Below are 22,955 nucleotides of genomic sequence, written 5' to 3'. Positions count from 1 at the left end.
GACACCACCCGGTGTCACGGCGGCGGTTTTGCGTGCCGGCTCAGGTAGCGTGCCGGTGTGCAGCCCGACGACGCGTACTGGCGGCGCCCCACCGAGGGGGGCGACCCGACGCGGCCCGCCGCCGGTCGCGACCAGCCGGCCTACCCCGGGCCGCCACCGTCCAACCCGCCGCCGACCGGCTGGCGCCCCGAACACGTCGTCCAGCCGCCGCCCCCGCGGTCGCTGCCGGCGCAGGACCACGACGCCATCGACGCGGCGGAGACGAAGGCGCGCGGCGTCACGTTCGGCGTCGCCCTGCTGGTCGGCGCCCTGCTGGTCGTGCTCGTGTGCGTGCTGTGCGCCCGCGCGCTGTTCTGAGCAGGGCCTACAGCCCGCTCCAGACCATCTTCGCGCCGGTGTCGCCGGTCTTGTAGACGTAGTAGCCGGTGGCCACCCCGACCACGACGACCGCGACCGCGAGCAGGAGCGCGAGGTACTTCGCCCCGCCGCTGGGGGCGGTCGGCGCGGCAGCGTCCGCGTCGGTCGCGGCGGGCGGCGCGGTGCGGCGCCGACGTTCCACGAGCATCAGGACAATCACGAGTACGCCCAGCGCGAGCGAGAGCCAGAGGGTGACCTCGGCGAAGTCGGCGTGCTCGTGGACCTTGGTCAGCTCGGTCATGCCGCCCTTGACCAGCCGGTCCTCGAAGGCCTCACCGGACTCCTTCGCGAAGAACGCCGCCACGGGTCCGATCACCGCCGTCGCGAGCACGGCCCAACCGATCCTCCGTTGCAGGGCCGGCACCAGGGCGTACCCGATCCCCAGCAGGATCTGCAGCGGGATGAAGACCACCGCGGCGTGGACGAGCAGGGGGTGCGCCGGGATACCGGAAATCTCGTCGAACATGACGCCTCCTCAGATGGCCGGTCGGGGACAGAGTATGGCGGGGACCGGTCATCCGCGCACACGTACATCCGACCGGTACCGTTCAGCGACGGCCGTGACCAGCGCGATGTTGTCACCGCGTTCGATCGCGTGCTCTCATGGATGGGATGTCCCCGCTGGAGACCCTTCTTCGCTCCCGCGGCCTGCGAGTTACGCGGCCGCGGGTTGCTGTGCTGGAGGTGTTGACCCGGGGCGGTCACCTGGAGGTCGACGAGATCGCCACCCAGGTGCGGACACGCCTCGACTCAGTGTCCACCCAGGCGGTCTATGACGTGCTCGGAGCGCTGTCGCGGGCCGGCCTGGCCCGGCGGATCGAGCCCGCGGGCAGCCCCGCCCGCTACGAGAGCCGGGTCGGCGACAACCACCACCACGTGGTGTGCCGGGGCTGCGGCGAGGTCGCCGACGTCGACTGCGCGGTGGGCGAGGCCCCGTGCCTCGACCCGTCCACGGCGCACGGCTTCGTGATCGACGAAGCGGAAGTTACGTACTGGGGCCTGTGCCCCGCCTGTCAGCTCAACGCTGTCGACTGACGGCTCAGGCGGCCGCCAGCGCCGGTCGGGTGCGGAAGGCGGCCACGAGCGGCAGGATCCCGAGCGCCAGCACGGCCGGCACGACGAACGCCGCGCGCAGGCCGACCGAGTCGCCGATGACGCCGATGAGCGCGCTGCCCACGACGAAGCCCGCGTAGTTGAACAGGTTCACCCGCGCGATGACCACGCCGGACCCGGTCGGGTCCAGCGCGCCGGCCGCCGAGAACGCGAGCGGCACGACGACGCAGAGCCCGAGGCCGACGAGCGCGAACCCGACGATGGCCAGCCACGGCACCGGCGCCACGGACGCCACGGCGAAGCCGACGGCCCCGATGACGGCGCCGGCGCCGACCGTGGCGCTCGGCCCGACGCGCCCGACGACCCGGTCCGCGAAGACCCGCCCGACCAACTGCCAGCCCAGGTAGGCCGCCCAGCCCAGCGGCGCCACACCGGCGGCCGCCTGCAGCCCGTCGTCGAGCAGCACGCCGCTCCACGTCGACACGGACGACTCGCCGATATACATGATCATGACGGCGATACCCACCATGGTCACCGCCGCCCAGCGGATGGCCGCCGCGGCGACGGGCGCGGTCGGGGCCGTCACCGGGTGTTCCTCGGCGGTGCCGGGCGCGGGTAGGCCCTCCAGCAGCGTGATCTCCGAGGCGGTGGCCGGCGCGGGCCGGTCGGCCAGCAGCGCCGGCCCGGCGGCCGTCGCGACGAGCACACCGAGCAGCGCGACGGACCCCATGGCGAGCCAGAGCGGCCAGCCGGCCCAGGCGGTGACCGAGGCGATCAGGGCGGCGGCGATGCCCGCGATGCTCCACCAGGCGTGGAACGAGGCGATGATGCTGCGCCCGTACCGCTCCTGGACGGCGACGCCCTGCATGTTCATGGTCGCGTCGACCGCGCCGACGGCGAGCCCGAACAGGGCCACGAACGGGAAGAACAGGTAGAGCGAGCTGGCGGCGCCGATGAGCGCGAGGCCGAGGCACACGCCGAGACCGGCGACCCGCAGCACGGCTCTGCTGCCCAACCGGGGCACGAGGACGCCGGCGAGGACGCTGCCGACGCCGGCGACCACCGGCACGGTGAGCAGGACGAGCGACAGCTCCAGCTCGTCGAAGCCGAAGCGGTCCTTGAGCGCGGGCACCTGGGTGACCACGCCGGCGAAGCCGAGCCCCTGCACCGCGTAGGCAGCCGCGACCGCCATCCGGGCCCGCCGGTTCTCAACGCTCAAGGGAGACCTCCGCCACATGAAGTGAATCTCACTCATGTTCGTCGCGGCACAGGCCCGACGCAAGAGATTCGGCGAGGAATCGGTCGGCGGAAAGCAGACTAGTCGGCCCAGACGGGCACGGCGCACGCGGTGCGACGGCTCTCCTCCGCCGCGAAGGCCATGAGGTGGCTCTCCAGCGACTCGCGGGGGCCGGAGCGGATATTCGACCGGTCGCCCGTCGCCACCGCCGTCACGAACGCGTCCATGACCCCGAAGTCGCCCCCGTCGTGCCCGCCGGCGGCGTCGCCACCGCTGCCCGGGATCTCGACGGCCACGGCGTCGCCCGTCACGAAGTCGGTGACGGTCAGCCGCTCGCCGTCGCCCTCCAGGAAGCCCCGGGTGCCCATGATCCGCGTGCGGCGGCGCCCCATGGGCGTGAACGCGCTCATCGTCAGCGTGGCGGTCACCCCGCCCTCGAACTCGACGGTCACGACCTGGTGGTCGGCCACGTCGTTGCCGCCCGCGTAGACGCACCGGCCGTAGGGGCCCTCGCGCAGCGCCGCCAGCACGCCCGCCTCACTGTGGTCGGTGGTCACCACCGTCAGCGGCCACCGCCCCGGAAACTCCTGAAGGCGCCGCAGATACAACCGCTTCGCCGAGTACGGACAGGCGGCCTCGACCGCGCAGTCCAGGCACCGGTCGGCGGCCCCCTCCGGGCGGTTGGCGGCGGTGAAGTGGTGCAGCCCGCCCACGCTCGACACCCGCACCGACGGCCGGCCGACGATGTGGCGCAGCCAGTCGAGGTCGTGGCTGCACTTGGTGAGCAGGCTCGGGCCCGAGGTCGCCTCGTCGCGCCAGTTGCCCCGCACGTACGAATGGGCGAAGTGCCACCAGCCCACCGGCTCCAGGTGCTCCACGCCGACCACGTCGCCGACCCGGCCGGCGGCGACGACGTCGCGCACCGCCGCCGTGTACGGCGTGTAGCGCAGCACGTGGCACACCGCCAGCACCACGCCGGCCCGCTCGACCGCGCGGACCACGTCGACGCACTCGGCCCGCGTCGGCGCGATCGGCTTCTCCAGCAGCACGTGGTAGCCCTGACCGGCGAGCTCGACGGCCGGGCCGACGTGCTCGCGATCGGGGGTGGTGATGACGACGGCGTCGGCGACGCGGGGCCCGGCGGCCAGCGCGCGCCAGTCGTCGAAACGCAGCTCCGGGGCGACCGCGTGCCGGTCGGCGAGCGTGTCCCGGCGCGCCGTGCGCGGGTCGGCCACGGCCACCACGCGCGCCCGGTCGGGGAACCGCTCCGCGTACGCCGCGAAGGTGTTGCCGCGCGAGCCCGTGCCGAGCACGGCGATCGTGACGGGGGCGGGCACCGGTCACGCCTCCCCGGTCGCGGGCGCGCCGAGGCGCTCGACGGACGCCCACGGCGCCCGCTCCGGAACGTCGGCGGCGGCCGGACAGGAGCGCCGGTAGTCGCACCAGCCGCACAGCGCGCCCGGGTTGGCCGGGAAGGCCTCGTCGGGGTCGGTGCCGGCGACGACCGCCTGCTCCCCCGCGACCGCGTCGGCCGCCGACTCCTCGGCCCGGCGCAGGTGGCGGGCCAGCGACTCGTCGGAGTGCTCGTGCGCGGCGACCGTGCCGGTGGGCAGGTGGTGCAGCTCGACGCGGCGGCACGACCGGCGGAAGACCCGCGACGCCGCCAACGCGTAGAGCGCCATCGCGCGCGAACCGCGGGCGTCGTCGGGGCCGGGCCGGGACCGACCCGTCTTGTAGTCGACGATGACCAGGTCGCCGTCGCGCTCGTCGATGCGGTCGACCCGACCGGACAGGGCGAGGGTCGCGGTCTTCGTGGCGACCGTGCGCTCGATGGCGAGCGGCTCAAAACCCGGGTCGAGATCCGCCACGTACGCCTCGAGCCAGCCGACCGCCGTGGTGAACGCCTCGTGCTCCTGGGCGTCGTCGCGGTAGCCCTCGCGCACCCACGTGGCGCGCAGCAGGGTGGGCAGCGACTGCGGGCGGCGCTTGGCGGGCGGCAGGTCGAACCAGGCGCGCAACGCCGTGTGCACGCTCGCGCCGAGCGAGTTGTGCGCCCACGGCGGCCCCTTGGGCGGCGCGGGCCGGTCGACGTAGGCGAAGCGGTATCGACGGGGGCAGTCCTCGTACGCCGAGAGCTTGCTCGGCGTGCAGACGAACAGCCGCGCCGGCGCGCTGAACAGCCCGGGCTGCTCGTCGCCGTTGGCCCGCGCGCCGTTTGTCCGTGCGCCACCCCTCATCGGCCACCGCCCTCCCGCGTCGGCACCGATACTGCCATCTACGTCCGACACATCCGACCCCGGCGGCGCGCCCGGGCGACCCGGGTCAGGCGGGCGGCGGATGCAGGTAGTTGGTGACGAACTCGGCGACCGCATCGGCCACCAGCTGGACGGCGATCGCCGCGAGCAGCAGGCCGGCGATGCGGGTGAGCACCTCGATGCCGCTGGGCCGCAGCAGCTTCACGATGAACCCGGAGAACCGCAGCGTCAACCAGACGAGCAGCAGGGCGAGCACGATGCCGAGCGAGATGGCGACGAAGCCGGGCACGCCGTGGGCCCGCTCGGCGAAGAGCATGGTCGCCACGATCATGCCGGGCCCCGCGAGCAGCGGGGTGCCCAGCGGCACGAGCGCGACGTTGCTCGTGGACTGCTTGGTCGGGTCGTCGGCCTTGCCGGTGAGCAGCTCCAACGCCACGAGCAGCAGCAGGATCCCGCCGGCGCCCTGCAGCGCGGGCACGCCGATGCCGAGGTAGGTCACGATCTGCCGGCCGCCGACCGCGAAGACGAAGATCACGCCGAGCGCCAGCGCGACCGCCTGCCACGCCGCCTTGTTCCGCTCGCGCTTCGGCATAGCGCCGGTCAGCGCGAGAAAGATCGGCACCATCCCCGGTGGATCCGAGATCACCAGCAGCGTGACCAGAACCTCCCCGAACAGCTTGACGTCCACACCCCACCCCTCCGCCGACCCCCACATGATCTCGCGCGCCACCCCACCCCGCCGCCCACACCGGCAAAAGTCGACTTCTGCCGGTTATCCGCGCCCTCGAAGCCGCCAAAAGTCGACCTTTGCAGAATTGATCTTGCGTGGCACGCGCGGTGGCGTCAGCGGACGGTCGGTGCCGCCAGGATGGCGTCCAGGGAGGCGGGGGACGTGAGGTTGGCGCCGATGGGGATGGGCTTGTTGGCGCCGTGGAAGTCGCTCGAGCCCGTGACCACCAGGTCCAGGTCAGTCGCCAGGGCGCGGAGCTCGGCGCGCTGGGTGGGGGTGTGGTCGGCGTGGTCGACCTCCAGGCCGGCCAGGCCGGCGGCCGCCATCCGGGCGATCAGCTCGTCGGGCACCACCCGGCCGCGCACCGTGGCGCGCGGGTGGGCGAACACCGGCACACCACCGGCCGCGCGCACCAGGTCGAGCGCCCGGAACACGTCCACATCGTCCTTGGGCAGCCGCCACCGCTCGCCGAGCAGGTGGGGCGCGAACGCCTCGCCGACCGTGGTCGCCATGCCGCGGCGGATGAGCGCCTGGGCCAGGTGCGGCCGGCCGATCGTGCCGCCGGCCGCGTACCCACGGACCTCGTCCATGGTCACGTCGACGCCGTCGGCGCGCATGAGCTCGACCATGCGCTCGGCGCGGTGGACCCGCGCGTCGCGTACCCGGGCCAGCTCGGCGGTCAGTGCCGGGTCGGCCGGATCCACCAGGTACGCCAGCAGGTGCAGCCCGATCGCGGGCTCCGTCCCGTACCACCGGCAGGAGATCTCGATGCCGCCGACCAGGCGGATGCCCACGGCCTCGGCCGCCGCGGACGCCTCGTCCCACCCCGCGGTCGTGTCGTGGTCGGTGAGGGCGACCACGTCGAGGTCGGCGGCGGCAGCCGCCGCCATGACCTCGGCCGGGGTCAGCGTCCCATCACTGCGGTTGGAGTGCGTGTGCAGGTCGATGCGCATCAGGTTCCGTCGGCCTGGGCGGCGCGGCGCGCCTCGGAGGCCTCCGGCTCGTACATCTCCTCGACGACCTGGAGGTAGAGGTCGGTCGGGTTGGGCAGGTTCTCGACGTTGCGCAGCGCCTGGTCCTGACCGGCCGACTCGATCTCGAACGTGCCGTAGCCGAGGACCCGGCCGAGCGCTGACTGCGTGTACTTCATGTCGGTGACGCGGCTGAGCGGCATCATGGCCACCGAGCGGTTGAAGACGCCCTGGATCAGCATGATCCGCTTGTTGGTCAGCACGAACCGGCACACGTACCACTCGAGGACGTCCCAGAGCAGGTAGCCGATCAGCAGGAGCCAGACGACCACCGCGATCGCCATGCCGTAGGGGACCTCCTGCTTGGCGAGCAGGCCGGCCACCCAGCCGAGGGCGAACGTGACGAGCACGCCCAACGCGAGCCGCTTGACGATGTGGATCCAGTGCCGGCGCCACTCGCCGCGGAAGCGCTCGGTGGGGAACAGGTAGCGGTTGACGAGGTCGCTGGCGCCGCCCGGCCGACGCGGCTCGTTGGCGTCGTCGTCGCTGGGGCCGCCCGCCGTGCCGTAGACGTCGCCGCCGTAGTCGGCGAACTCGTCGTCGTCGAACGAGGGTCGGGGGGGAGGGTTGGTGAGGGCGTCGTAGTCGGCGGTGGAATCGCCGGCTCCGCCAGGCGGCATCGGCTGGCCGGAGCCGGGACGGTCACGCGGAAGTTGCTCAGTGGGATGTTCGCTATCCGCCTGGCGGCGCTCATTGCGACCGCCGCCAGCGCCATCAAACTCGTCGGTCATCGGGCCCGATCAGGTGACCAGGCTCGTGAAGAAGTCACCAAATCCGGTGGCGATATCCATGATGCCGCCACCAATGGACTTGAAGACATCCGCTGCCGACTGTGGACGGTATGCGACAAAGAAAATCAGGAACGCAATAGCGCCCCACGTGAGAATCTTCTTGACCATGACGAGGTCCACCCTCCTCCGCGGCCCTTATTAGCTAGGCCGCAGTGATTCATACGGTAGCAGGTGACCCATCGGTAGGGAGCGCTTCGGCGTCGACCTGACGACGTGTCACGCGGACGGCCGAAGCTGCGGCGAAGGCGCCCCGTAGACCAGCTCGCTGGGCAGACAATCGGCCAGGTCCTGCAGAAACACCTGCTCCGCAAGGAGGTACCCGGCCGCCGCCGGCCACGCGATCACATAGAGCCAGAGCCCGCGCGCCTCACCCACGTACGCGCACCGGCCATCGCCGGCCGTCACCGACCACAGTGGAGTCGGATGTCCGGCAGCGCGGACCTTCGCGTGCGCGACCGCGCCGCCGACGGCCGCCTTCAGGCAGTCGCCCGGGTCCGGCCCGGGCAGGCCGGCAAGGCACGCGCCGAGCCCGGTGCCGGGGCGTTCGGCCACCAGCACGAGATCCGCGGGACCGTTGCCCAGGGGCGCCGGGCCCGAGCACGCGACGACCGTGCCCTGCGGCGGGGACCGGTCGTCGCCCACCCACCCCACGCCCGACACGGTCCAGCCGGGCAGCAGCGGCCACGGGCACCAGATCGGGAGCGCCTCGTCCGCCGCGCGGACCCGGTCCCGGACGGCGCCCAGTATTTCGGGCGAGATTCGTTCGGAGACATAAAACGGATCGACCTCTCCGCAGCGGTCACAGCGCCACTGGGAACTCGTCAAATCCGGCGGTCTCACCCCGCCGAAACAGCGCGGGCACTGCACCGTAAGGCCCACATGATTACGGTGCGTGATTCACCAATGATCGTCAAGCCCTATCGGGAGATGGCCCCGCGTATTGCCGTATCCAGGCGTGCATGGCGATACCGCTGGCAACTCCCGCGTTGATTGAGCGCGTCGAGCCGTACTGGGAAATGGAACACACGAGCGCCGCGGCCTCCCGCGCCGGCCCGGACAGCCCCGGACCCTCCTGACCGAACAGCAGCACGCAGCGCCGCGGCAGGTGGACCGTCTCGATCGGCACCGAGCCGGGCAGGTTGTCGATGCCGACGAGCACCAGGTCGGCGCGGCGCGCCCAGGCCAGCAGCGCCTCGACGGTCTCGTGGTGGCGCACGTGCTGGTAACGGTCGGTGACCATGGCGCCCCGCCGGTTCCACCGCCGCCGGCCCACGATGTGCACCTCGCGGGCCAGGAAGGCGTTGGCGGTGCGCACCACGGTGCCGATGTTGAGGTCGTGCTGCCAGTTCTCGATCGCCACGTGGAAGTCGTGCCGCCGGGCGTCGAGGTCGGCCACGATCGCGTCGTGCCGCCAGTAGCGGTAGCGGTCCACGACGTTGCGCCGGTCGCCGTCCGCGAGCAGCTGCGGGTCGTAGCGCTCATCGGCCGGCCACTCACCGGCCCACGGTCCGACCCCGACCCGCTCGCCGTCGTGCTCACTGTCCACCCCCGCGAGAGTACGGGCGTGAGCGCGCGGGTCAGACCGCGAGTGCGTCGGCGAGGTCGTCGAGGAAGCGGCCCTCGGCGACCGTGACCCGTGCGCCGCCGACGCCGAACACGCCGCCGGTGTGCGCGGCGCCGCAGACCGCGGCCGCGACCTCGGCGAGCCACGCCCGGTAGCCGGCGGCGTCGACCAGCCGCGCCCTGTGCTTGAGCACCGCGTTGGCGTGCCGGCAGGCGGCCATGGTCTGCGCGATGCCGGCCACGGGGTCGTCGAAGACCTCGGCGGTGGGCTCCCCCCGGTCGTCCGCCGCGTAGATCGCCGCGACCACCTCGCGGACGAGCCGGCTGGGCGAGGACCGGCCGGCGGCGATCGCCTCGAGCCCGGCCAGTCCCTCGGAGACGGTGCGGCGTGTGGTGTCGGGCTCGGCCGACGTCGCGGCGATCACGACCCGGCGGGGCAGGGTGACCAGCAGCTCCCACTCGTCGCGGTCGAAGGCCAACGCGGCGGACGACGGGGCGGCGGACGGCTGGGCGGCGGAAGACTCCTGCGACATAGCGACCTCCCACCGCCAGCATAAGCCCGGTGACCTGCTCATATTCCCCGCAAACGGGTCAGCCGGGGGGCAGGCAGCTCCAGCCGTCGTACGTGCCGCCGTGGCGGTCGGCCGCGGTCTTCACCGACCAGGTCACCTCGTGCACGGCCGGCGGGCGCACCGGGTCGGTGCGCACGGCGGTCAGGGCGTACAGGCCCTCGTCGTCGCGCTCGACGGTGACCGCGAAGCCGATCGTGCGCAGCTCGCCGGCGGCTCCCTCGGCCGGATCGGTGCCGTCGAAGTACGCCGCGTGGGCGAGCGGGCGGGGGGCGCCGAGCTCGTCGCCCTGGGCGTCGAGGACGGCGATGAGGGCGAGGTCGTTGACGATGTGCGCCTGGCGTTCGTCCGGCGCGAGGCTGTCCCGCACGTACGCCCACTGGGGGTCGTACTGCGTGGCGGTGGTGACCGCCAGGCGTGGGCCGGTCGGCAGCGGCAGCGCGGCGGCCGGTTCAGCGGGCAGGTGCGCCGTGGCCAGGCGGACGCCCGACCCGGTCACCCGGCCGACGACGTGACCGCCGAGGGCGTGCACGGCGTCGTCGAGGACGCCGTCGAGGCGCTCGAGGTCCGCCAGCGTGGCGGCGTCCGGCATGCCGTCGGGGCCGGCCGCGTAGCGGGCCTCGACGTCGAGCCGGATGGGCAGCTCGAGGACGGGCGCGGCCGCCACCGCACCGAGATCGACGATGTAGACCTTGGAATCGTCGCCGAGGTCGGCCGGGTAGGCCGCCCATTCCTGCGTCCATCGAGCGGACCGACGGCCGAGGAGACGTCCGATGAGGCCCATGGGTTCCTCCGCGGGGTGTGCCGGGGTGTGCACAACCCCGGGAGTGTCGCAGACGGTGCGGCGGTGCCGAAACCCCGCAACAGGTCACTCAGGGTGGTCGATCGGACGATAGGGGGTCATCACTCACGGTTATCGTGACGCTCCGTGTGGCGGAACCGCCCATAGACGCAGTAAACGGCGGGGCCCTCCCCGGCACCCGCCGCCTACGCTTATGGAAATGAGTTTGACGGCCCTGGTCACGGTCTGTGAAGAGGCCCAGGCGAGACCTAGGTCACAGTTATTCAAACGTGACCAAAATCTGGGTTTGCCACCCGCAAATTGCACGCAGCGTGACGGTTACTCGACCGTCGCGCTCCACGATCAGTGAACGGACGCACGCGTTCCGATCGCCGGTCGTCGACGCGCGGCGGCCCCTGACCGGTCGAATGCGGTGCGGACGCGTGGTCTCGGCAACCCAATAAGGGGACAAACCGCCCCGGCTTGTCGTCAAGATCGCTCTTTCGTGCACCAGAGCGCGGCCCAGCTGCACTCCTGTACACAAAACGGAGATCTAGGCACCAGCGGGCGGCGCGCCCTTGGCGCTTTCTTGATCGGTCGGCCCGCGGACGGTGAGAGTAGTAAACGTTTGGGCAATTACGCGTGTCATTGCGCGGCGAGTTCCGCACGTAACTGGCCAAACGTCGGCGGATCCCGCGCTACGGGCCGACGTGCCGGGTCAGTCGGCGCGTGTCAGGGCCTCTTGAGGCCGATGCCGGTGATCGCGGAAGCGTTGGAGAGGGTCGGGGGACGGGTGGTGTCGGTCGCCGCGCGCTCCGCTTGGGGCAGGGCGCAGGCGGCCGTGCCGCCGGGCATCCGGTCACGGTTGCGGGCGACCAGGCGGTAGACCGGGCCGGCGGCGGCGAGCACGGGCCGGACGGCCAGCAGTCGGCCGAGGACGCGCCAGGCCGGGGTCGAGGAGCGCAGCAGGGCGGCGATGGCGGCCGGGCCGCTCACGTGCGTCGGGCGGCCCGTCGCGTCGGCGGTGATCCACTGGACGGCCGTGTCGCACTCCGCCCCGGTGACGCCGAGGGCGGCGATGTCCACGCGCTGCCACGCGGCGACGGTGGCCGGGGTCGGGACGCGGCGCGTGAGGAACCGCGCGCAACTGCTGCAGAAGGCGCAGTCGCCGTCGTAGAGGAACACAGCCTGGGCGGGGGTACTCACGTTATTAGTCTTGCCCACGCACGGCGCCGCGCCAGAGTGACCCGCCGCACATCCCGGGCCGGCACGCCCGACGGCGGGAATGCCGGGTGACGCGCCACGGTTTACATGCACGTGAGCCGATGAAACCGGCTCCCACAGTCAACGAGCGGAGATTCACGCCATGGCGACCATCGAGCTGACCGACGCCAACTTCAGTGAGGTGACCAGCGGCGAGGGCATCGTCCTCGTCGACTTCTGGGCCGACTGGTGCATCCCGTGTAAGCGGTTCGCCCCGACGTACGAGCGGGTGTCGGAGCTTCACCCCGACGTCGTCTTCGGCAAGCTCGACACCGAGGCCAACCCCGCGACGCAGGCGGAGTTCCAGATCCGCACGATCCCCACGATCATGATCATCCGGGACGGCGTGCTCGTGCACCAGGAGGCCGGCGTGATGCCGCAGTCGAAGCTCGAGGCGTACATCAAGCAGGTGCGCGAGTTGGACATGGACGAGGTCCGCGCGAAGCTCGCGGCCTGACGTAGCCCGTTACGGAGCGCCCCCGGCGATGCGCCGGGGGCGCTCCGTCGCTTCGGTTGCCCCGGACGACGAACGTATGTTCGAATGAAGCGTGCGGTGGTCACATCTCGAAGCTGCCGGGTCGGGGGCGCCCGAGCTGCCGTTGAGCCTGCCCGGGGCGGTGGTGCGCACGTTCGACACCCCGGAGTTCGCGGGCATCACGTGCTACGAGATCCACGCTAAGTCGATCATCAACCGGGTGCCGGGAGCCTCGCGGGCGCCCTTCGAGTGGACCGTCAACCCCTACCGGGGCTGCTCGCACGCCTGCGTCTACTGCTTCGCCCGCAACACGCACACCTACCTCGAGTTCGACGCGGGTCACGACTTCGACAGCCGGATCGTCGTCAAGGTCAACGCCGGCGAGCTGCTGCGCCGCGAGCTCGCCGCGCCGCGCTGGTCGGGCGCGCCCATCGCGATGGGCACCAACGTCGACTGCTACCAGCGCGCCGAAGGGCGCTACCGGCTGATGCGCGAGATCCTCGCCGCGCTGCGCGACGCCGCCAACCCGTTCTCCATCCTCACCAAGGGCACGCTCATCACCCGCGACCTCGACCTGCTGCGGCAGGCGGCCGAGGTGACCACCGTCGGGTTGAGCGTCTCGGTCGGCTTCGTCGACGAGGCGCTGTGGCGCGCCGTCGAGCCCGGCACGCCGAGCCCGCGCCGGCGGTTGGACGCCGTGCGCCGGCTGGCCGACGCCGGGTTCGCGGTCGGCGTGCTCATGGCGCCGCTCCTGCCGGGGCTCACCGACACGGCCGAGTCGATCGACGAGACCGTGTCGGCCGTCGCGGCCGCCGGCGCGGCCGGCGTCACGCCGATCGTGCTGCACCTGCGGCCCGGCGCCCGGGAGTGGTATGCGGCCTGGATCGCCCGGCACCGCCCCGACCTGCTCCCCCGCTACCGCGAGCTCTACGGCACGGGTTCCTACGCGCCAGCGGCGTACCAGCAAGGGGTGGGCGCGCGGGTCCGGATGGCCGCGCGGCGCCACGGCCTGGTGCGCGCGGACGCCGCCGATCGGCGCGTCGAGCCGTCCCGAACAACCGTCCACATCGAACAGAAGGCCGATTCCGCCACCCAACCCACTCTGCTGTGAGACCGAAAGGCTCAGGAGGACCAACCGGCCATACCCTGCCGGGCGGATAATCCACGAGGGTAGATTCCTCCCTCGTGCGCTTGGCAACCGCAGTCGGACTGCTCGTCGGGGCGGCCACGGCATGGCTCGCCGGGCTGATCGCCCACCTCACCGTTCCCACGTCGGCCACCCCCGCGCGGGTCATCTGCGTGTTCGGGGGCATGCTCGCCGCGGCCGGACTCGCCGTGAACGCGGCGCCCGCCCGCGGCGCGACCCGGTTCACCGTGCGGGGCGGCGCCTTCCGGGTCGGCCCCCGGCGGCGCAGCCGCCTGTTCAGCGTGGGCGTGGTGCTGCTCTCCCTGCTGTCGGCCGGCGTGCTCGCCGAACCGGCCGCGGCGGGCGGCCCGGCCGTCGCCCTCGGTCCGCTCGGCTGGGCGCTGCTCGCCGGCGCGGCCGCGACCGGGATGATCCACCTCACGGCGCTGTCGACCAACCGGCCGTCGCTCGTCCTCACGCGCGACGGCGTCCAGGTCGCCACGACCGTGCGCCGCCGGACCGTGCCGTGGGCGGCCATGCGACCCGGCACGCCGCGCCTCGAGGCGCACGGCGACTGGCTGCTCGGCCTCACCGTCGACCAGCCCGCGCCCGGCCGGGTCTGGCTGCCGGTGCGCCACCTCGATGTGGACCCCGAGTTCCTCGTCGCGGCGCTGCGCTACCACGTGGACGACCCGCACAGCCGGGACGCGATCGGCACCGAGGCCGGCCACCGGGCCCTGCTCGCGGACGTCCTCGGCCCGCCGGCGGCCGGGCTAGAGTCGATTGGTGCGCAGCCCCAGCGAGATCCTCGCGACCTCGACCACGATCGCGGTGGTCGGCGCGTCGCGCCACGCCGAGAAGTCGGCCCACTCGGTCCCGTTGCAGATGGCGCTGCACGGCTGGCGGATCGTCCCGGTGAACCCGTCGGCCGACGAGATCTGGGGTGAACACTGCTACCCCGCCCTCGCCGACGTGCCCTTCCCCGTTGACCTGGTGAACGTGTTCCGCCCGAGCGGGGCGGCGACCGCGGTGGTGCGGGACGCGATCGCGGTCGGCGCCCCGGCGGTGTGGCTGCAGCTCGGCATCGTCTCGCCCGAGGGGCGGCGGCTCGCGGAGGCGGCTGGCGTCGACTACGTCGAGGACCAGTGCACGGCCGTGGTCCGCGCCGTGAACCGGCTGACCGCGCCCGGCTTCCGCGCCTGAGGTACACCGCGCCGTTTGTGCTGTTGCGCGGCCCGTGCGGCGTTACGATCGCTGTGCTCCACCAGTGCGTCAGACCCGGGCCGGGGACGGAGGAGGCGCACGTGACGACGCAGCCAGAGGCCACACCGCCGGACGGGCACTACCCGCCCGCCTACCCGCCGGCGTACTCGTCGACCTACATCCCGCCGTCGCCGGTGAGCTCGGTGCGCAGCACCAACCGGTTGGCGATCCTGGCGCTGATCATGGCGTTCGTGTTCCCGCCGGCCGGGATCGTCCTCGGCCACGTCGCCAAGCGGCAGATCAGGGCCACCGGCGACGAGGGCGACGGGCTCGCCACGGCCGGCCTCATCGCCGGGTACGCCATCACCGGCGTGGTCCTGGCCAGCTGCTGCGGCCTGATCGTGTTCGAGCTGATGGACATCAACGGGACGTTCGGCGACCCCGCTCAGCGGTAACGGACCTCGCGCACGCTGTTACCCCCGTCGATCACGAGCATCTGCCCGGTGATGTAGGACGCCGAGGGCGTGCAGAGGAACGCGATGGCCGAGGCCACCTCGTCCGGCGTGCCCGGGCGGCCCATCGGGGCCTCCAGGCCGTACTTCAGCTCGGCGAGCGTGGACGACCCGGTGTGGATGAGGCCCGGCGCCACGGCGTTGACCGTGACCCCGTCCGCGATCAGCTCCATGGCCAGCGCCCGGGTGAGCCCGACGACGCCCGCCTTGGCGGCCGCGTAGCCCGCTTCGGTGGGCAGCGCGTTCACCGGACCGGCCGTGGCGGCCAGGTTGACGATGCGCCCCCAGCCCCGCTCCGCCATGCCCGGTGCGAACGCCCGGCTCACCAGGAACGCCGTGGACAGGTTGCGGTCGAGCTCGTGGCGCCACTCGTCGTAGGTCAGCTGCGCGACGGGCCGCATCACCTCGGGGCTCGCCTTGCTGGCCAGGCCCGCGTTGTTGACCACGACCTGCACGTCGCCCAGCTGCTCGACGATCGCGTCGGCCAGCGCGCCGACCTCGGCCTCGACCGTCAGGTCGGCGACGAAGCCGGTCACGCCCAGCTCGGCCGCGCGCTCGTGGATGCGTTTCGTGGTGGACACGATCGCCACCCGCGCGCCCAGCGCCTGCAGTCGGGCCGCCGTGGCGAACCCGATCCCGTCCTGACTGCCGGCCCCCGTGACGAGCGCGACCCGGCCGTCGAGCCGGTCGGATTCAAAACCCATGCCCGCGATCCTGCCGGGCTTCGGTCCGCCCGGCAAACACCCAGCTGAGTCGGATCAACGGAATCCACGGCGGGCGGCGAGCCTGTACCCTGATGGCTCCTCAAACCCGCCCCGGACGGCGCGGGAACCCACCCCCGGAAAGAACTGACATGACATATCCCGGCCAGCCCGAGCCGCCCGGTCAGCCGGCGTGGACGGACCCGACCGCCCCCGCCTACCCGGCCGACCCGGCCGCCGCCCTGCCGCCGACCACCCCCAACCCGGCGTACGCGCCACCGCCGCCGCCGGCCTACGGCCCGCCGCAGCCGCCGTACCAGGTGGTCCCCGGCTACCAGCCGTCGCCGTACGGCGTGCCCGTGGCCGCCGCGCCCACGAACGGGCTGGCGATCGCCTCGCTGATCACGGCGATCCTCGGCTTCGGCTTCATCGCCGCCATCATGGGCCACATCGCCAAGCGCCAGATCGCTGAGCGCGGCGAGCAGGGCGACGGCTTCGCGCTGGCCGGCATCATCGTGGGCTGGGTCACCACCGCCATCTGGGTGCTCTGCTGCGGCGGTTACGCCCTGATGGTCGCGGGCATGTTCGGCACCTCCTTCGCCACCAGTACGTACTGAGGCACCGCATGAACGAACAACCCCCGGCATCCTGGGGCGATCCCGCCGCGCCGCCGGCGCCCGCCCCGCTGGCGCCGCCGGCCCCGCTGCCGCAGCCCACGGTGCTGGACCCGGTGGCGCCGGTCTTCACCCCGGCCCAGGCCCCGCCGGAGCCCGTGTCGACGGGCTACGCCCCGCTGGACCAGCCGTCGGTCGCCCCGCCGGCCGCGTTCCCCCAACCGGGCTACGCGGCCCAACCGGGCTACGCGGCCCAACCGGGCTATCCGGCCCAACCGGGCTATCCCCCGGCGGCCCCGGGCTACCCCGCGCAGCCCGGCTTCCCGGCGCCCGCCGGTTACCCGGCGCAGCCGCCGACCAGCGGCCCGGCCGGTTACGGCACGGTTCCCGGCTACGGCGGCGCCCCCGCCCCGGCCTATCCCGGCCACGCCTACCCGGGCTACCCGGCAGCCGTGGCGAAGCCCAACAACGGGCTCGCCATCGCGTCCCTGATCGTGTCGCTCGTCTCCATCCTCGGCCTGTGTCTCTACGGCCTCGGCGGCCCGCTGGGCATCGTCGGCGCGATCCTCGGCCACGTCGCCCGGCGCCAGATCCTGGAACGCGACCAGGGCGGCGAGGGCATGGCCAAGGCCGGCATCCTCATCGGCTGGATCGCCGTCGGCCTCGGCGTGATCGTGATCACCGCCGTGGTCCTGCTGTTCGTCTACGCGTTCAACAACGCGCCGACGTACTCCGATCCGGACAGCTTCTAGCCGCGCGCGGGCGGCGGCGGGGACGCCGTCGCCCGCCGCAGTCCGGCCGCCCGGCCCTTGGCCGCGATGACCTGGGCGAGCTTCCGGGACGCCTCGTCGATCATCTCGTCGCCGAGCATGACCGCGCCGAGCGCGCCCCCGGCCTCGGACGTCGCGTGCTCGTACGCGTCGAGGATCAGCTCGGCCCGGTCGAAGGCCTCCGCCGACGGGGAGTAGACCTCGTTGGCCGCCTCGATCTGGCCCGGGTGCAGCACCCACTTGCCGTCGAAGCCCAACGCGGCGCTGCGCCGCGCGGACGCGGTGAACCCCGCCACGTCGTGGATCTGCAGGTACGGCCCGTCGATCGCCTGCAGGTCGTGGCTGCGGGCCGCGACCAGCAGCCGCATGAGCACGTAGTGGAACGGGTCGCCCGGGTAGTCGGGGCTCAGCTCCCCCACCGCGAGCGACGGCATGTTCAGCGACGCCATGAAGTCGGCCGGCCCGAACACGAGCGCGTCGGCGCGCTCCGACGCGGCCGCGATCGCGTCGACCTCCACGAGCCCACCGGCGGTCTCGATCTGCAGCTCCAGCCCGATGCCGCCGATCGGCAGGCCGAGCGTCTTCTCGATCTGGGTGAGCAGCGTGTCGACCCAGATCACCTGGCCCGCGTCGCGGACCTTGGGCAGCACCAGGCAGTCGACGTGGTCGCCGGCGCCCTCGACGATCTCGATCACGTCCCGGTAGGTCCACGGCGTGCTCAGGTCGTTGACCCGCACCGCGCGGGTCTTGCCGTCCCAGCCGCCCTCGCGCAACGCCGCGACCACGTTGGCCCGGGCACCCTCCTTCGCCAGCGGCGCCACCGCGTCCTCGAGATCGAGGAACACGTGGTCCGCGGGCAGGGTGCGGGCCTTGTCCAGCATCCGCGGGTTGGAGCCGGGGACGGCGAGGCAGGATCTACGAGCGCGCATGCGGGCAGGGTAATCTCCCGCCCATGGTCAACGATGACGACCCGCGTCTCGCGGTGGTGACGGGGGCGAGCTCGGGCATCGGCCAGGCGGCCGCCGTCGAGTTCGCGCGACGTGGCTGGTCGGTCGCCCTGGTCGGGCGCAACCAGGCCCGCCTCGCCGAGGCCACCTCGGGGGTACGCGCTGCCGCGAGCGGCGGCGCCGTCACGGCGTACCCCTGTGATTTCGCTGTGCTGGACGAGGTGCGGGGGCTGGCCGAACGGTTGCGCGCGGACCATCCGCGCGTCGATGTGCTGGCCAACAACGCGGGCGGCATGATCGCGCGGCGCTACACCACGGTGGACGGCTTCGAGCTGACCATCCAGACCAACCACCTGGCGCCGTTCCTGCTGTCGCACCTGCTGCGCGACCGGCTCACCGGCGGGCGGATCGTGAACACGGCCTCGGTGATCCACGCGCGGGGCCGCCTGGACCCGGCCGACCTGAACGGCACGCGGGCCCGGTACACGCGGTTCTCCGCCTACGGCGCGGCCAAGCAGGCGAACGTGCTGTTCGCGCTGGAGGCGGCCGGGCGGTGGCCGGAGATCCTGTCCACGTCGTACCACCCGGGGGTGGTGCGGTCGCGGTTCGGCGGGGAGAGCCCGGTCGTGCAGTTCTTCTACCGGTGGGCTCCCGGGCTGCGCAGTCCGGAGCAGGGTGCGGACACGCTGCTGTGGCTGGCCACCGAGCCGGCGGCGGCGATCACCTCGGGCGGCTACTACGTGGACCGGAAGCTGACTCAGCCGGGGCCGCGCGCCGCCGACCCGGCGGCGGCGTCGGCGCTCTGGGCGGCGAGCGAGTCCGCGCTCGGCCTCTGATCGGGCGTGATCCGAGCGGGCGCGGTCCGGGCGGGGGTCACGGACAGCGCCGGGTCGCCGTCCGGGGCGACGGGCAGCGTCGCGGTCGCGCGGGCGGCGCGTCGGTCGGCCACGATCACCAGCACCACGCCGGCGACGAGCAGCGCCAGGCCCGGCAGGCTGGCCAGCCGGGGCCGCTGGTCCAGCCACAGCCAGCCGAGCAGGGCGGCGCCCGGCACCTCCAGCAGCACCACGAGTGAGGTCGTGGTGGCGGCGATGTGCCGCAGGGAGTAGCTGAGCAGCGAGTGGCCGAGCAGCTGAGGGCCGAGGGTGATCGCGGCCAGCGCGATCCACGCCGTCGTGGGGTAGCCGCCCAGCGGGACCCCGCCGACCAGGCAGACGCCCAGCAGGATCAGGCCGCACACGGTGTAGCAGACGGTCGTGTACGCGGTGGTGGTCGTGGTGACGCGGGCGCGTTCGCCCAGCGCCGTGTAGCAGGCGGCGAGCAGGCCGCCGGCGAGTGCCAGCAGGTCGCCGAGCACCGCGGTGCCCTCGGCGTGCAGGTCCACCCCGGTCGCGGCCGCCGCGCCGCACACGGCCAGGCCGATACCGACCCAGGTCACCACCGGCAGCCGCATGCCCTGCGCGGCAGCGATGAGGCCCTGCCACACCGGCTGGGTCGCGACCAGCGCGGTGGCGGTGGCGACGCTGGTCAGCTTCGCGCTGGGCACCCAGGTGGCGAAGTGCCCCGCGAGCGCCACCCCGGCGAGCACGCAGAACAGGCCCTCCCGGCGGTTCGCCCCCCAGGCCAGCGCGGCCAGCTCGCCCCGGCGGGCCACCGCCCACGGCGCCTGCAGGCCGATCGCCATCGCGTTGCGCCAGAACGCCACGGCCAGGGCTGGGGCCGCGGCGTACGCGATGAGCGGGCCGGAGGCGGAGACGGAGATGACGGCAATGCCGAGCGCCGCGTAGGAGGCGGCGTGGAACTGCTGGTGGTGGCGCACGGGCACGATCATGCCAGGCCCGTGGTGCAAATTGCGAAGCGCGGGTTTACCAACGGTGATTGCGTCGGTACGCTCGCGTAGTCGATGGCAGGCGGGGGTCTGACTCGGAGTCACATAATCATGACGTTTCGTTATCGCGCCGTGATCTTCGACTTCTTCGGCACGCTGACCCGTGCCTACCAGCGCGGTCCGCTCCACGCGGAGGTGGCCCGCACGCTGGGCTGCGAACCGAGCGCGTTCGCGCAGCTGCTCAACCGCACGTGGGCGCTGCGCGCCCGGGGCGGCTTCGCCGACATCGAGGGCATGCTCGCGAGGCTGGCCCGCATGCAGGGCGTCCACCCCGACGCCGGGCAGGTGCGGACGGCCGCGCGGCTGCGGCGGCGGGCCATCCGGGACGACATCCGGCTGCGCGCCGAGGCCGTCCCGACCCTGCGCGCGCTGCGCGCGCGGGGCCTGCGCACGGGCCTGGTCAGCGACTGCAGCGACGAGCTGCCCGACATCTTCGCGACCCTCCCGGTCGCCCCGCTGTTCGACGCGACCGTCTACTCGGCGCGGGTCGGCGTCGCGAAACCCCACCCCGCGCTCTACGCCACGGTGTGCGCGCGGCTGCGCGTCGACCCCGCCGACTGCCTCTACATCGGCGACGGCGGCGGCTGCGAACTGTCGGGCGCCACGCACGCCGGCATGACCGCCGTCCAGTTGGCGGCGCCCGACCTCGTCGAGCATCTCAGCTTCAACGCCGAGCCCGACTGGCCCGGCGCCGTCGTGACCCGCCTGATCGATGCCCTCGATCTCGTCGATGGCGGCGAGCCATACTGGGCCGATGAGCGGCCACGCGCGCGACTCGCGCCGGTCGGCCCCGGCTGACGTCCCGGCGGCGGACGGCGGGCTGTCCGCGACCGAGGGGCGGTTCCTGGCCCGGTGCGCCGCGCGGGCCGTGGGCGCCGCCCTGTCGGGCTCGCCCCGCGACGGGCGCCCGCCCCAGTCGGCCGCCCTGCGCCGCCTCGGCGCCTCGTTCGTGTCGCTGCACCGCGACGGCGAGCTGCGGGGCTGCATCGGCAGCCTCCGCCCGGTGCGGCCGCTCTACCTCGACGCGACCGCGAACGCCGTACGGGCGATGCGCGACCCGCGGCTGCCGCCGGTCACCGCCGCCGAGTGGCCGCGCCTGGACGTGAGCGTCTCGGTGCTCAGCCCGCTCGCCCCGCTGGCCGTGGCGGACCTGCCGGCGCTGCTCGCGGCCCTGCGCCCCCGGGTGGACGGGCTGGTGATCTCGGTCGGCGCGCGGCAGGCGACGTTCCTGCCCGTGGTCTGGGAGAAGCTGCGGGAGCCGGCGGCCTTCGTCGCCCAACTGCTCGCCAAGGGCGGCTGGCCGGCAGGGCAGCTGCCCGAGGGCGCGGCCGTCAGCCGCTACACCGCGCCGGAGTTCCACGACCCCGCGCCCCGGTCCCCGCTCGGCTGAGCCGTCCACAGTGGCCCCACGACCGTGGGGCGGCGCCAGCGACCGCTCAGCACCGCCCCCACGGTCGGTTGACGGGCGCGACACCGCCAACCCCCCTTCCCGGCCGCCGCGTAGCCGCGCGGCGGGCGGGCCCCCGGTAAGACCCTGCCGTAGATCCTTCGCGGCCACCCATCGCGCCACCGTGGTCTCACCCGCTAATCTCACGCTGAGATAACGCGCATCGATGGAGCCCTCACCATGGTCGGCGTCTTCCAACCGATCCAGATCCCCGACTGGGCGTGGCGGTCCGAGGCGGCCCGGGCGGCGCTGCGCTCCCGTGACGCCGCCGGCATCCTGCGCGTCGCCCAGCAGTACGGTGGCGCCTCGCAGCACCGCGTCGCCAACGCCGTCGGCATCCTGCAGGGCCGGGTCAGCGAGATCATGCGCGGCACCCGGCAGATCACCAGCCTGCAGGTCTTCGAGCGGATCGCCGACGGCCTCGACATGCCCGACCACGCGCGCGTCACGATGGGGCTCGCGCCCCGGGTGGCCGCCGAACCCACCCCCGTCGGCGAGGTCCTCGCGACGTTCGCCCACCAGGCGGCCGCCGAGGCGGACATCCGCGCCCGGGCCGCGGCCACCAGCCGGTTGGACATCCTCGCCGTACGGGCGCTGGGGATCATCGGCTTCAAGGACTCGTTGCTGCGCCGCAGCGTGCTCGGCGCCGCGCCGCGCCCGACGCTGCGGGTGCTGCTGCTCGACCCCGACTCGGCGGCCGCCACCCAACGGGCCGGCGAGATCGACGAGTCCGTCGAGGCGTTCACCGGCGGCATCCGGCTGTCGCTGGTCCGGCTACGGGAACTTGCGGCCGCGGTGCCCACGGAGGTGTACCTCTACGACGAGGTCCCGGTCTGGCGGATGATCGGGATGGACGACACCCTGTACGTGTCGTCATTCTCAGCACAGTGGGAAGGACATGAGTCACCCACGTACAAGTTGGTGAACACCACCGGCGGCGCGCTGTTCCACGGCTTCCGGCGGACATTTGACGACCTGCGGGACGGGGCGCATCGAGTTATCTAGGGACCGTCATGGCCATCGAGGTTGAGCTGAAGGCACGGGTACGCGACGCCGCGTCGGTTCTCGCCCACCTGAAGTCCAGGTCGGACGGGCGGCCGAGCACGTACCGCGACACGTACTACGACTATCCCGACCGCCGGTTGGGCAACGCCGGCCGGCAGGAGCTGCGCATCCGGGTCATCGAGGAGGACGAACGGACGCACGCCGTCTGGACGTTCAAGGGCGCCATGCTCGACGAGGCCAGCACCCCCGAGTACGAGACGGACATCGCGGAACCGGAGGCGGCCCGCGCCATCCTGTCCCAGCTGGGTCTCGAACCCGTGATCGCGTACACGAAACACTGTGTGAACTTCGCGTTCGACCGGGAGAACTACCACGTGAAGGCCACCGTGGTGAACGTGCCCGAGCTGGACGGCACGTTCCTGGAGATAGAGACCCTGGTCGAGGACGAGACCGAGGTCGGCGGCGCCCGCCAGGTCATCAACGACGTACTCGCGGCCCTCAACCTGCACGAACCGGACCTCGAACCGACCTTCTACGTGGACATGGTCGCCTCCCAACGGGCATCCTCATAGGGTGC

General features: G+C 73.0%; 30 protein-coding genes. 14 read left to right on the top strand and 16 right to left on the bottom strand.

All coding sequences use genetic code 11. The annotated features are described in order from the left end of the window. Window positions 1-57 precede the first annotated feature (57 nt). The gene (locus tag ABD211_RS11490) at window positions 58-357 is read left to right on the top strand and encodes a translation initiation factor 2 (RefSeq protein WP_344129184.1); all 300 of its coding nucleotides are present in this window, start codon (window positions 58-60) and stop codon (window positions 355-357) included. Between the two features lie 7 nt (window positions 358-364). On the opposite strand, the gene ABD211_RS11485 is transcribed toward ABD211_RS11490, so the two are convergent. After that, window positions 365-883 carry a DUF2231 domain-containing protein gene (locus tag ABD211_RS11485; protein WP_344129182.1) on the bottom strand — a complete coding sequence of 173 codons (519 nt, stop codon included), beginning with the start codon at window positions 881-883 and terminating at the stop codon, window positions 365-367. Window positions 884-1,029: 146 nt separating this feature from the next. On the opposite strand from ABD211_RS11485, the gene ABD211_RS11480 reads away from it, so the two are divergent. Continuing rightward, window positions 1,030-1,452, top strand: coding sequence for a Fur family transcriptional regulator (locus ABD211_RS11480; RefSeq protein WP_344129180.1), 423 nt, complete (start codon window positions 1,030-1,032; stop codon window positions 1,450-1,452). A 4-nt stretch (window positions 1,453-1,456) separates the two neighbouring features. On the opposite strand, the gene ABD211_RS11475 is transcribed toward ABD211_RS11480, so the two are convergent. From ABD211_RS11475 to ABD211_RS11420, 12 genes are all read right to left on the bottom strand, one after another. Next, window positions 1,457-2,689, bottom strand: a complete 1,233-nt coding sequence (locus tag ABD211_RS11475; RefSeq protein ID WP_344129178.1) for an MFS transporter — start codon at window positions 2,687-2,689, stop codon at window positions 1,457-1,459. Window positions 2,690-2,787: 98 nt separating this feature from the next. Further along, on the bottom strand, window positions 2,788-4,044 hold the full coding sequence (locus tag ABD211_RS11470) for a Gfo/Idh/MocA family protein (RefSeq protein WP_344129176.1): 1,257 nt from the start codon (window positions 4,042-4,044) through the stop codon (window positions 2,788-2,790). 3 nt (window positions 4,045-4,047) lie between these two features. Then, window positions 4,048-4,944, bottom strand: coding sequence for a RecB family exonuclease (locus ABD211_RS11465; RefSeq protein ID WP_344129175.1), 897 nt, complete (start codon window positions 4,942-4,944; stop codon window positions 4,048-4,050). A gap of 85 nt (window positions 4,945-5,029) precedes the next feature. Beyond that, a complete protein-coding gene (locus ABD211_RS11460) occupies window positions 5,030-5,650 on the bottom strand; it encodes a MarC family protein (protein ID WP_344129192.1) in 621 nt (206 codons plus the stop codon). A gap of 155 nt (window positions 5,651-5,805) precedes the next feature. Continuing rightward, entirely contained in the window at window positions 5,806-6,645 is an 840-nt protein-coding gene (locus ABD211_RS11455; RefSeq protein ID WP_344129173.1) for a PHP domain-containing protein, read from the bottom strand. Beyond that, window positions 6,645-7,343, bottom strand: a complete 699-nt coding sequence (locus ABD211_RS11450; protein ID WP_344129171.1) for a PH domain-containing protein — start codon at window positions 7,341-7,343, stop codon at window positions 6,645-6,647. Before ABD211_RS11450 ends, ABD211_RS11455 begins: the two co-directional genes overlap by 1 nt. A gap of 120 nt (window positions 7,344-7,463) precedes the next feature. Next, a complete protein-coding gene (locus tag ABD211_RS11445) occupies window positions 7,464-7,622 on the bottom strand; it encodes a hypothetical protein (protein ID WP_344129169.1) in 159 nt (52 codons plus the stop codon). A gap of 108 nt (window positions 7,623-7,730) precedes the next feature. After that, on the bottom strand, window positions 7,731-8,381 hold the full coding sequence (locus tag ABD211_RS11440; protein WP_344129190.1) for a DUF6758 family protein: 651 nt from the start codon (window positions 8,379-8,381) through the stop codon (window positions 7,731-7,733). Window positions 8,382-8,424: 43 nt separating this feature from the next. Further along, window positions 8,425-9,060: a TrmH family RNA methyltransferase gene (locus ABD211_RS11435; RefSeq protein WP_344129167.1), complete on the bottom strand. Its 636-nt coding sequence runs from the start codon at window positions 9,058-9,060 to the stop codon at window positions 8,425-8,427. A 31-nt stretch (window positions 9,061-9,091) separates the two neighbouring features. Beyond that, window positions 9,092-9,610 (bottom strand): hypothetical protein, encoded by a 519-nt coding sequence (locus tag ABD211_RS11430; RefSeq protein ID WP_344129165.1) that lies wholly within the window; start codon window positions 9,608-9,610, stop codon window positions 9,092-9,094. Window positions 9,611-9,668: 58 nt separating this feature from the next. Further along, entirely contained in the window at window positions 9,669-10,430 is a 762-nt protein-coding gene (locus ABD211_RS11425; RefSeq protein WP_344129163.1) for a DUF695 domain-containing protein, read from the bottom strand. Window positions 10,431-11,159: 729 nt separating this feature from the next. Continuing rightward, a complete protein-coding gene (locus ABD211_RS11420; RefSeq protein WP_344129161.1) occupies window positions 11,160-11,633 on the bottom strand; it encodes a thiol-disulfide oxidoreductase DCC family protein in 474 nt (157 codons plus the stop codon). Between the two features lie 160 nt (window positions 11,634-11,793). Here ABD211_RS11420 and trxA point away from each other — a divergent pair, with 160 nt between their 5' ends. From trxA to ABD211_RS11395, 5 genes are all read left to right on the top strand, one after another. Beyond that, complete coding sequence (trxA, locus tag ABD211_RS11415) at window positions 11,794-12,147, top strand: thioredoxin (protein ID WP_344129159.1); 354 nt, start codon at window positions 11,794-11,796, stop codon at window positions 12,145-12,147. Between the two features lie 91 nt (window positions 12,148-12,238). Next, on the top strand, window positions 12,239-13,276 hold the full coding sequence (locus ABD211_RS11410; protein WP_344129157.1) for an Rv2578c family radical SAM protein: 1,038 nt from the start codon (window positions 12,239-12,241) through the stop codon (window positions 13,274-13,276). Between the two features lie 74 nt (window positions 13,277-13,350). Next, a complete protein-coding gene (locus ABD211_RS11405) occupies window positions 13,351-14,238 on the top strand; it encodes a hypothetical protein (RefSeq protein ID WP_344129155.1) in 888 nt (295 codons plus the stop codon). After that, window positions 14,123-14,494: a CoA-binding protein gene (locus ABD211_RS11400; protein ID WP_344129153.1), complete on the top strand. Its 372-nt coding sequence runs from the start codon at window positions 14,123-14,125 to the stop codon at window positions 14,492-14,494. Before ABD211_RS11405 ends, ABD211_RS11400 begins: the two co-directional genes overlap by 116 nt. 101 nt (window positions 14,495-14,595) lie before the next feature. Then, the gene (locus ABD211_RS11395; protein ID WP_344129151.1) at window positions 14,596-14,949 is read left to right on the top strand and encodes a DUF4190 domain-containing protein; all 354 of its coding nucleotides are present in this window, start codon (window positions 14,596-14,598) and stop codon (window positions 14,947-14,949) included. On the opposite strand, the gene ABD211_RS11390 is transcribed toward ABD211_RS11395, so the two are convergent. Beyond that, window positions 14,940-15,710 carry an SDR family NAD(P)-dependent oxidoreductase gene (locus ABD211_RS11390; protein WP_344129149.1) on the bottom strand — a complete coding sequence of 257 codons (771 nt, stop codon included), beginning with the start codon at window positions 15,708-15,710 and terminating at the stop codon, window positions 14,940-14,942. The genes ABD211_RS11395 and ABD211_RS11390 overlap by 10 nt on opposite strands. Before the next feature lie 149 nt (window positions 15,711-15,859). On the opposite strand from ABD211_RS11390, the gene ABD211_RS11385 reads away from it, so the two are divergent. Together ABD211_RS11385 and ABD211_RS11380 are read left to right on the top strand one after the other, a co-directional pair. Further along, entirely contained in the window at window positions 15,860-16,324 is a 465-nt protein-coding gene (locus tag ABD211_RS11385; protein WP_344129147.1) for a DUF4190 domain-containing protein, read from the top strand. A gap of 8 nt (window positions 16,325-16,332) precedes the next feature. After that, complete coding sequence (locus tag ABD211_RS11380) at window positions 16,333-17,073, top strand: DUF4190 domain-containing protein (RefSeq protein ID WP_344129145.1); 741 nt, start codon at window positions 16,333-16,335, stop codon at window positions 17,071-17,073. On the opposite strand, the gene ABD211_RS11375 is transcribed toward ABD211_RS11380, so the two are convergent. After that, window positions 17,070-18,020, bottom strand: a complete 951-nt coding sequence (locus tag ABD211_RS11375; protein ID WP_344129143.1) for an HpcH/HpaI aldolase/citrate lyase family protein — start codon at window positions 18,018-18,020, stop codon at window positions 17,070-17,072. The genes ABD211_RS11380 and ABD211_RS11375 overlap by 4 nt on opposite strands. 23 nt (window positions 18,021-18,043) lie before the next feature. Between ABD211_RS11375 and ABD211_RS11370 the strand changes: the two genes are divergently transcribed. Then, window positions 18,044-18,874 (top strand): SDR family NAD(P)-dependent oxidoreductase, encoded by an 831-nt coding sequence (locus tag ABD211_RS11370; protein WP_344129141.1) that lies wholly within the window; start codon window positions 18,044-18,046, stop codon window positions 18,872-18,874. Here the strand turns inward: ABD211_RS11370 and ABD211_RS11365 are convergent. Continuing rightward, window positions 18,796-19,869 (bottom strand): DMT family transporter, encoded by a 1,074-nt coding sequence (locus ABD211_RS11365; protein ID WP_344129139.1) that lies wholly within the window; start codon window positions 19,867-19,869, stop codon window positions 18,796-18,798. The two genes, ABD211_RS11370 and ABD211_RS11365, sit on opposite strands and share 79 nt — an antisense overlap. Before the next feature lie 108 nt (window positions 19,870-19,977). Here ABD211_RS11365 and ABD211_RS11360 point away from each other — a divergent pair, with 108 nt between their 5' ends. The 4 genes from ABD211_RS11360 (at window position 19,978) to ABD211_RS11345 (ending at window position 22,950) form a co-directional block, all read left to right on the top strand. Then, a complete protein-coding gene (locus tag ABD211_RS11360; RefSeq protein ID WP_344129137.1) occupies window positions 19,978-20,724 on the top strand; it encodes an HAD family hydrolase in 747 nt (248 codons plus the stop codon). Continuing rightward, window positions 20,681-21,316, top strand: a complete 636-nt coding sequence (gene amrA / locus ABD211_RS11355; RefSeq protein ID WP_344129135.1) for an AmmeMemoRadiSam system protein A — start codon at window positions 20,681-20,683, stop codon at window positions 21,314-21,316. Before ABD211_RS11360 ends, amrA begins: the two co-directional genes overlap by 44 nt. 237 nt (window positions 21,317-21,553) lie before the next feature. Further along, a complete protein-coding gene (locus ABD211_RS11350) occupies window positions 21,554-22,378 on the top strand; it encodes a helix-turn-helix domain-containing protein (protein ID WP_344129133.1) in 825 nt (274 codons plus the stop codon). An 8-nt stretch (window positions 22,379-22,386) separates the two neighbouring features. Beyond that, entirely contained in the window at window positions 22,387-22,950 is a 564-nt protein-coding gene (locus tag ABD211_RS11345) for a class IV adenylate cyclase (RefSeq protein ID WP_344129131.1), read from the top strand. The last annotated feature ends 5 nt before the right edge of the window (window positions 22,951-22,955 follow it).

Origin of the sequence: Luedemannella flava, from assembly GCF_039528515.1 — a bacterium.
GTDB classification, from domain to species: domain Bacteria; phylum Actinomycetota; class Actinomycetes; order Mycobacteriales; family Micromonosporaceae; genus Luedemannella; species Luedemannella flava.
The sequence above is the reverse complement of the archived record's forward strand: the minus strand, read 5'-3'. Positions and strand labels throughout refer to the sequence as shown.

What these genes read in the sequence shown, in the direction of transcription:
- trxA (WP_344129159.1), top strand. Translation starts at nt 11,794, where the DNA reads ATGGCGACCATCGAGCTGACCGACGCCAACTTCAGTGAGGTGACCAGC.
- ABD211_RS11370 (WP_344129141.1), top strand. Translation starts at nt 18,044, where the DNA reads ATGGTCAACGATGACGACCCGCGTCTCGCGGTGGTGACGGGGGCGAGC.
- ABD211_RS11455 (WP_344129173.1), bottom strand. Translation starts at nt 6,645, where the DNA reads ATGCGCATCGACCTGCACACGCACTCCAACCGCAGTGATGGGACGCTG.
- ABD211_RS11380 (WP_344129145.1), top strand. Translation starts at nt 16,333, where the DNA reads ATGAACGAACAACCCCCGGCATCCTGGGGCGATCCCGCCGCGCCGCCG.
- ABD211_RS11385 (WP_344129147.1), top strand. Translation starts at nt 15,860, where the DNA reads ATGACATATCCCGGCCAGCCCGAGCCGCCCGGTCAGCCGGCGTGGACG.
- ABD211_RS11480 (WP_344129180.1), top strand. Translation starts at nt 1,030, where the DNA reads ATGTCCCCGCTGGAGACCCTTCTTCGCTCCCGCGGCCTGCGAGTTACG.
- ABD211_RS11465 (WP_344129175.1), bottom strand. Translation starts at nt 4,944, where the DNA reads ATGAGGGGTGGCGCACGGACAAACGGCGCGCGGGCCAACGGCGACGAG.
- ABD211_RS11360 (WP_344129137.1), top strand. Translation starts at nt 19,978, where the DNA reads ATGACGTTTCGTTATCGCGCCGTGATCTTCGACTTCTTCGGCACGCTG.
- ABD211_RS11425 (WP_344129163.1), bottom strand. Translation starts at nt 10,430, where the DNA reads ATGGGCCTCATCGGACGTCTCCTCGGCCGTCGGTCCGCTCGATGGACG.
- ABD211_RS11450 (WP_344129171.1), bottom strand. Translation starts at nt 7,343, where the DNA reads ATGCCGCCTGGCGGAGCCGGCGATTCCACCGCCGACTACGACGCCCTC.
- ABD211_RS11485 (WP_344129182.1), bottom strand. Translation starts at nt 883, where the DNA reads ATGTTCGACGAGATTTCCGGTATCCCGGCGCACCCCCTGCTCGTCCAC.
- ABD211_RS11350 (WP_344129133.1), top strand. Translation starts at nt 21,554, where the DNA reads ATGGTCGGCGTCTTCCAACCGATCCAGATCCCCGACTGGGCGTGGCGG.
- ABD211_RS11365 (WP_344129139.1), bottom strand. Translation starts at nt 19,869, where the DNA reads ATGATCGTGCCCGTGCGCCACCACCAGCAGTTCCACGCCGCCTCCTAC.
- amrA (WP_344129135.1), top strand. Translation starts at nt 20,681, where the DNA reads ATGAGCGGCCACGCGCGCGACTCGCGCCGGTCGGCCCCGGCTGACGTC.
- ABD211_RS11375 (WP_344129143.1), bottom strand. Translation starts at nt 18,020, where the DNA reads ATGCGCGCTCGTAGATCCTGCCTCGCCGTCCCCGGCTCCAACCCGCGG.
- ABD211_RS11430 (WP_344129165.1), bottom strand. Translation starts at nt 9,610, where the DNA reads ATGTCGCAGGAGTCTTCCGCCGCCCAGCCGTCCGCCGCCCCGTCGTCC.
- ABD211_RS11445 (WP_344129169.1), bottom strand. Translation starts at nt 7,622, where the DNA reads ATGGTCAAGAAGATTCTCACGTGGGGCGCTATTGCGTTCCTGATTTTC.
- ABD211_RS11390 (WP_344129149.1), bottom strand. Translation starts at nt 15,710, where the DNA reads ATGGGTTTTGAATCCGACCGGCTCGACGGCCGGGTCGCGCTCGTCACG.
- ABD211_RS11345 (WP_344129131.1), top strand. Translation starts at nt 22,387, where the DNA reads ATGGCCATCGAGGTTGAGCTGAAGGCACGGGTACGCGACGCCGCGTCG.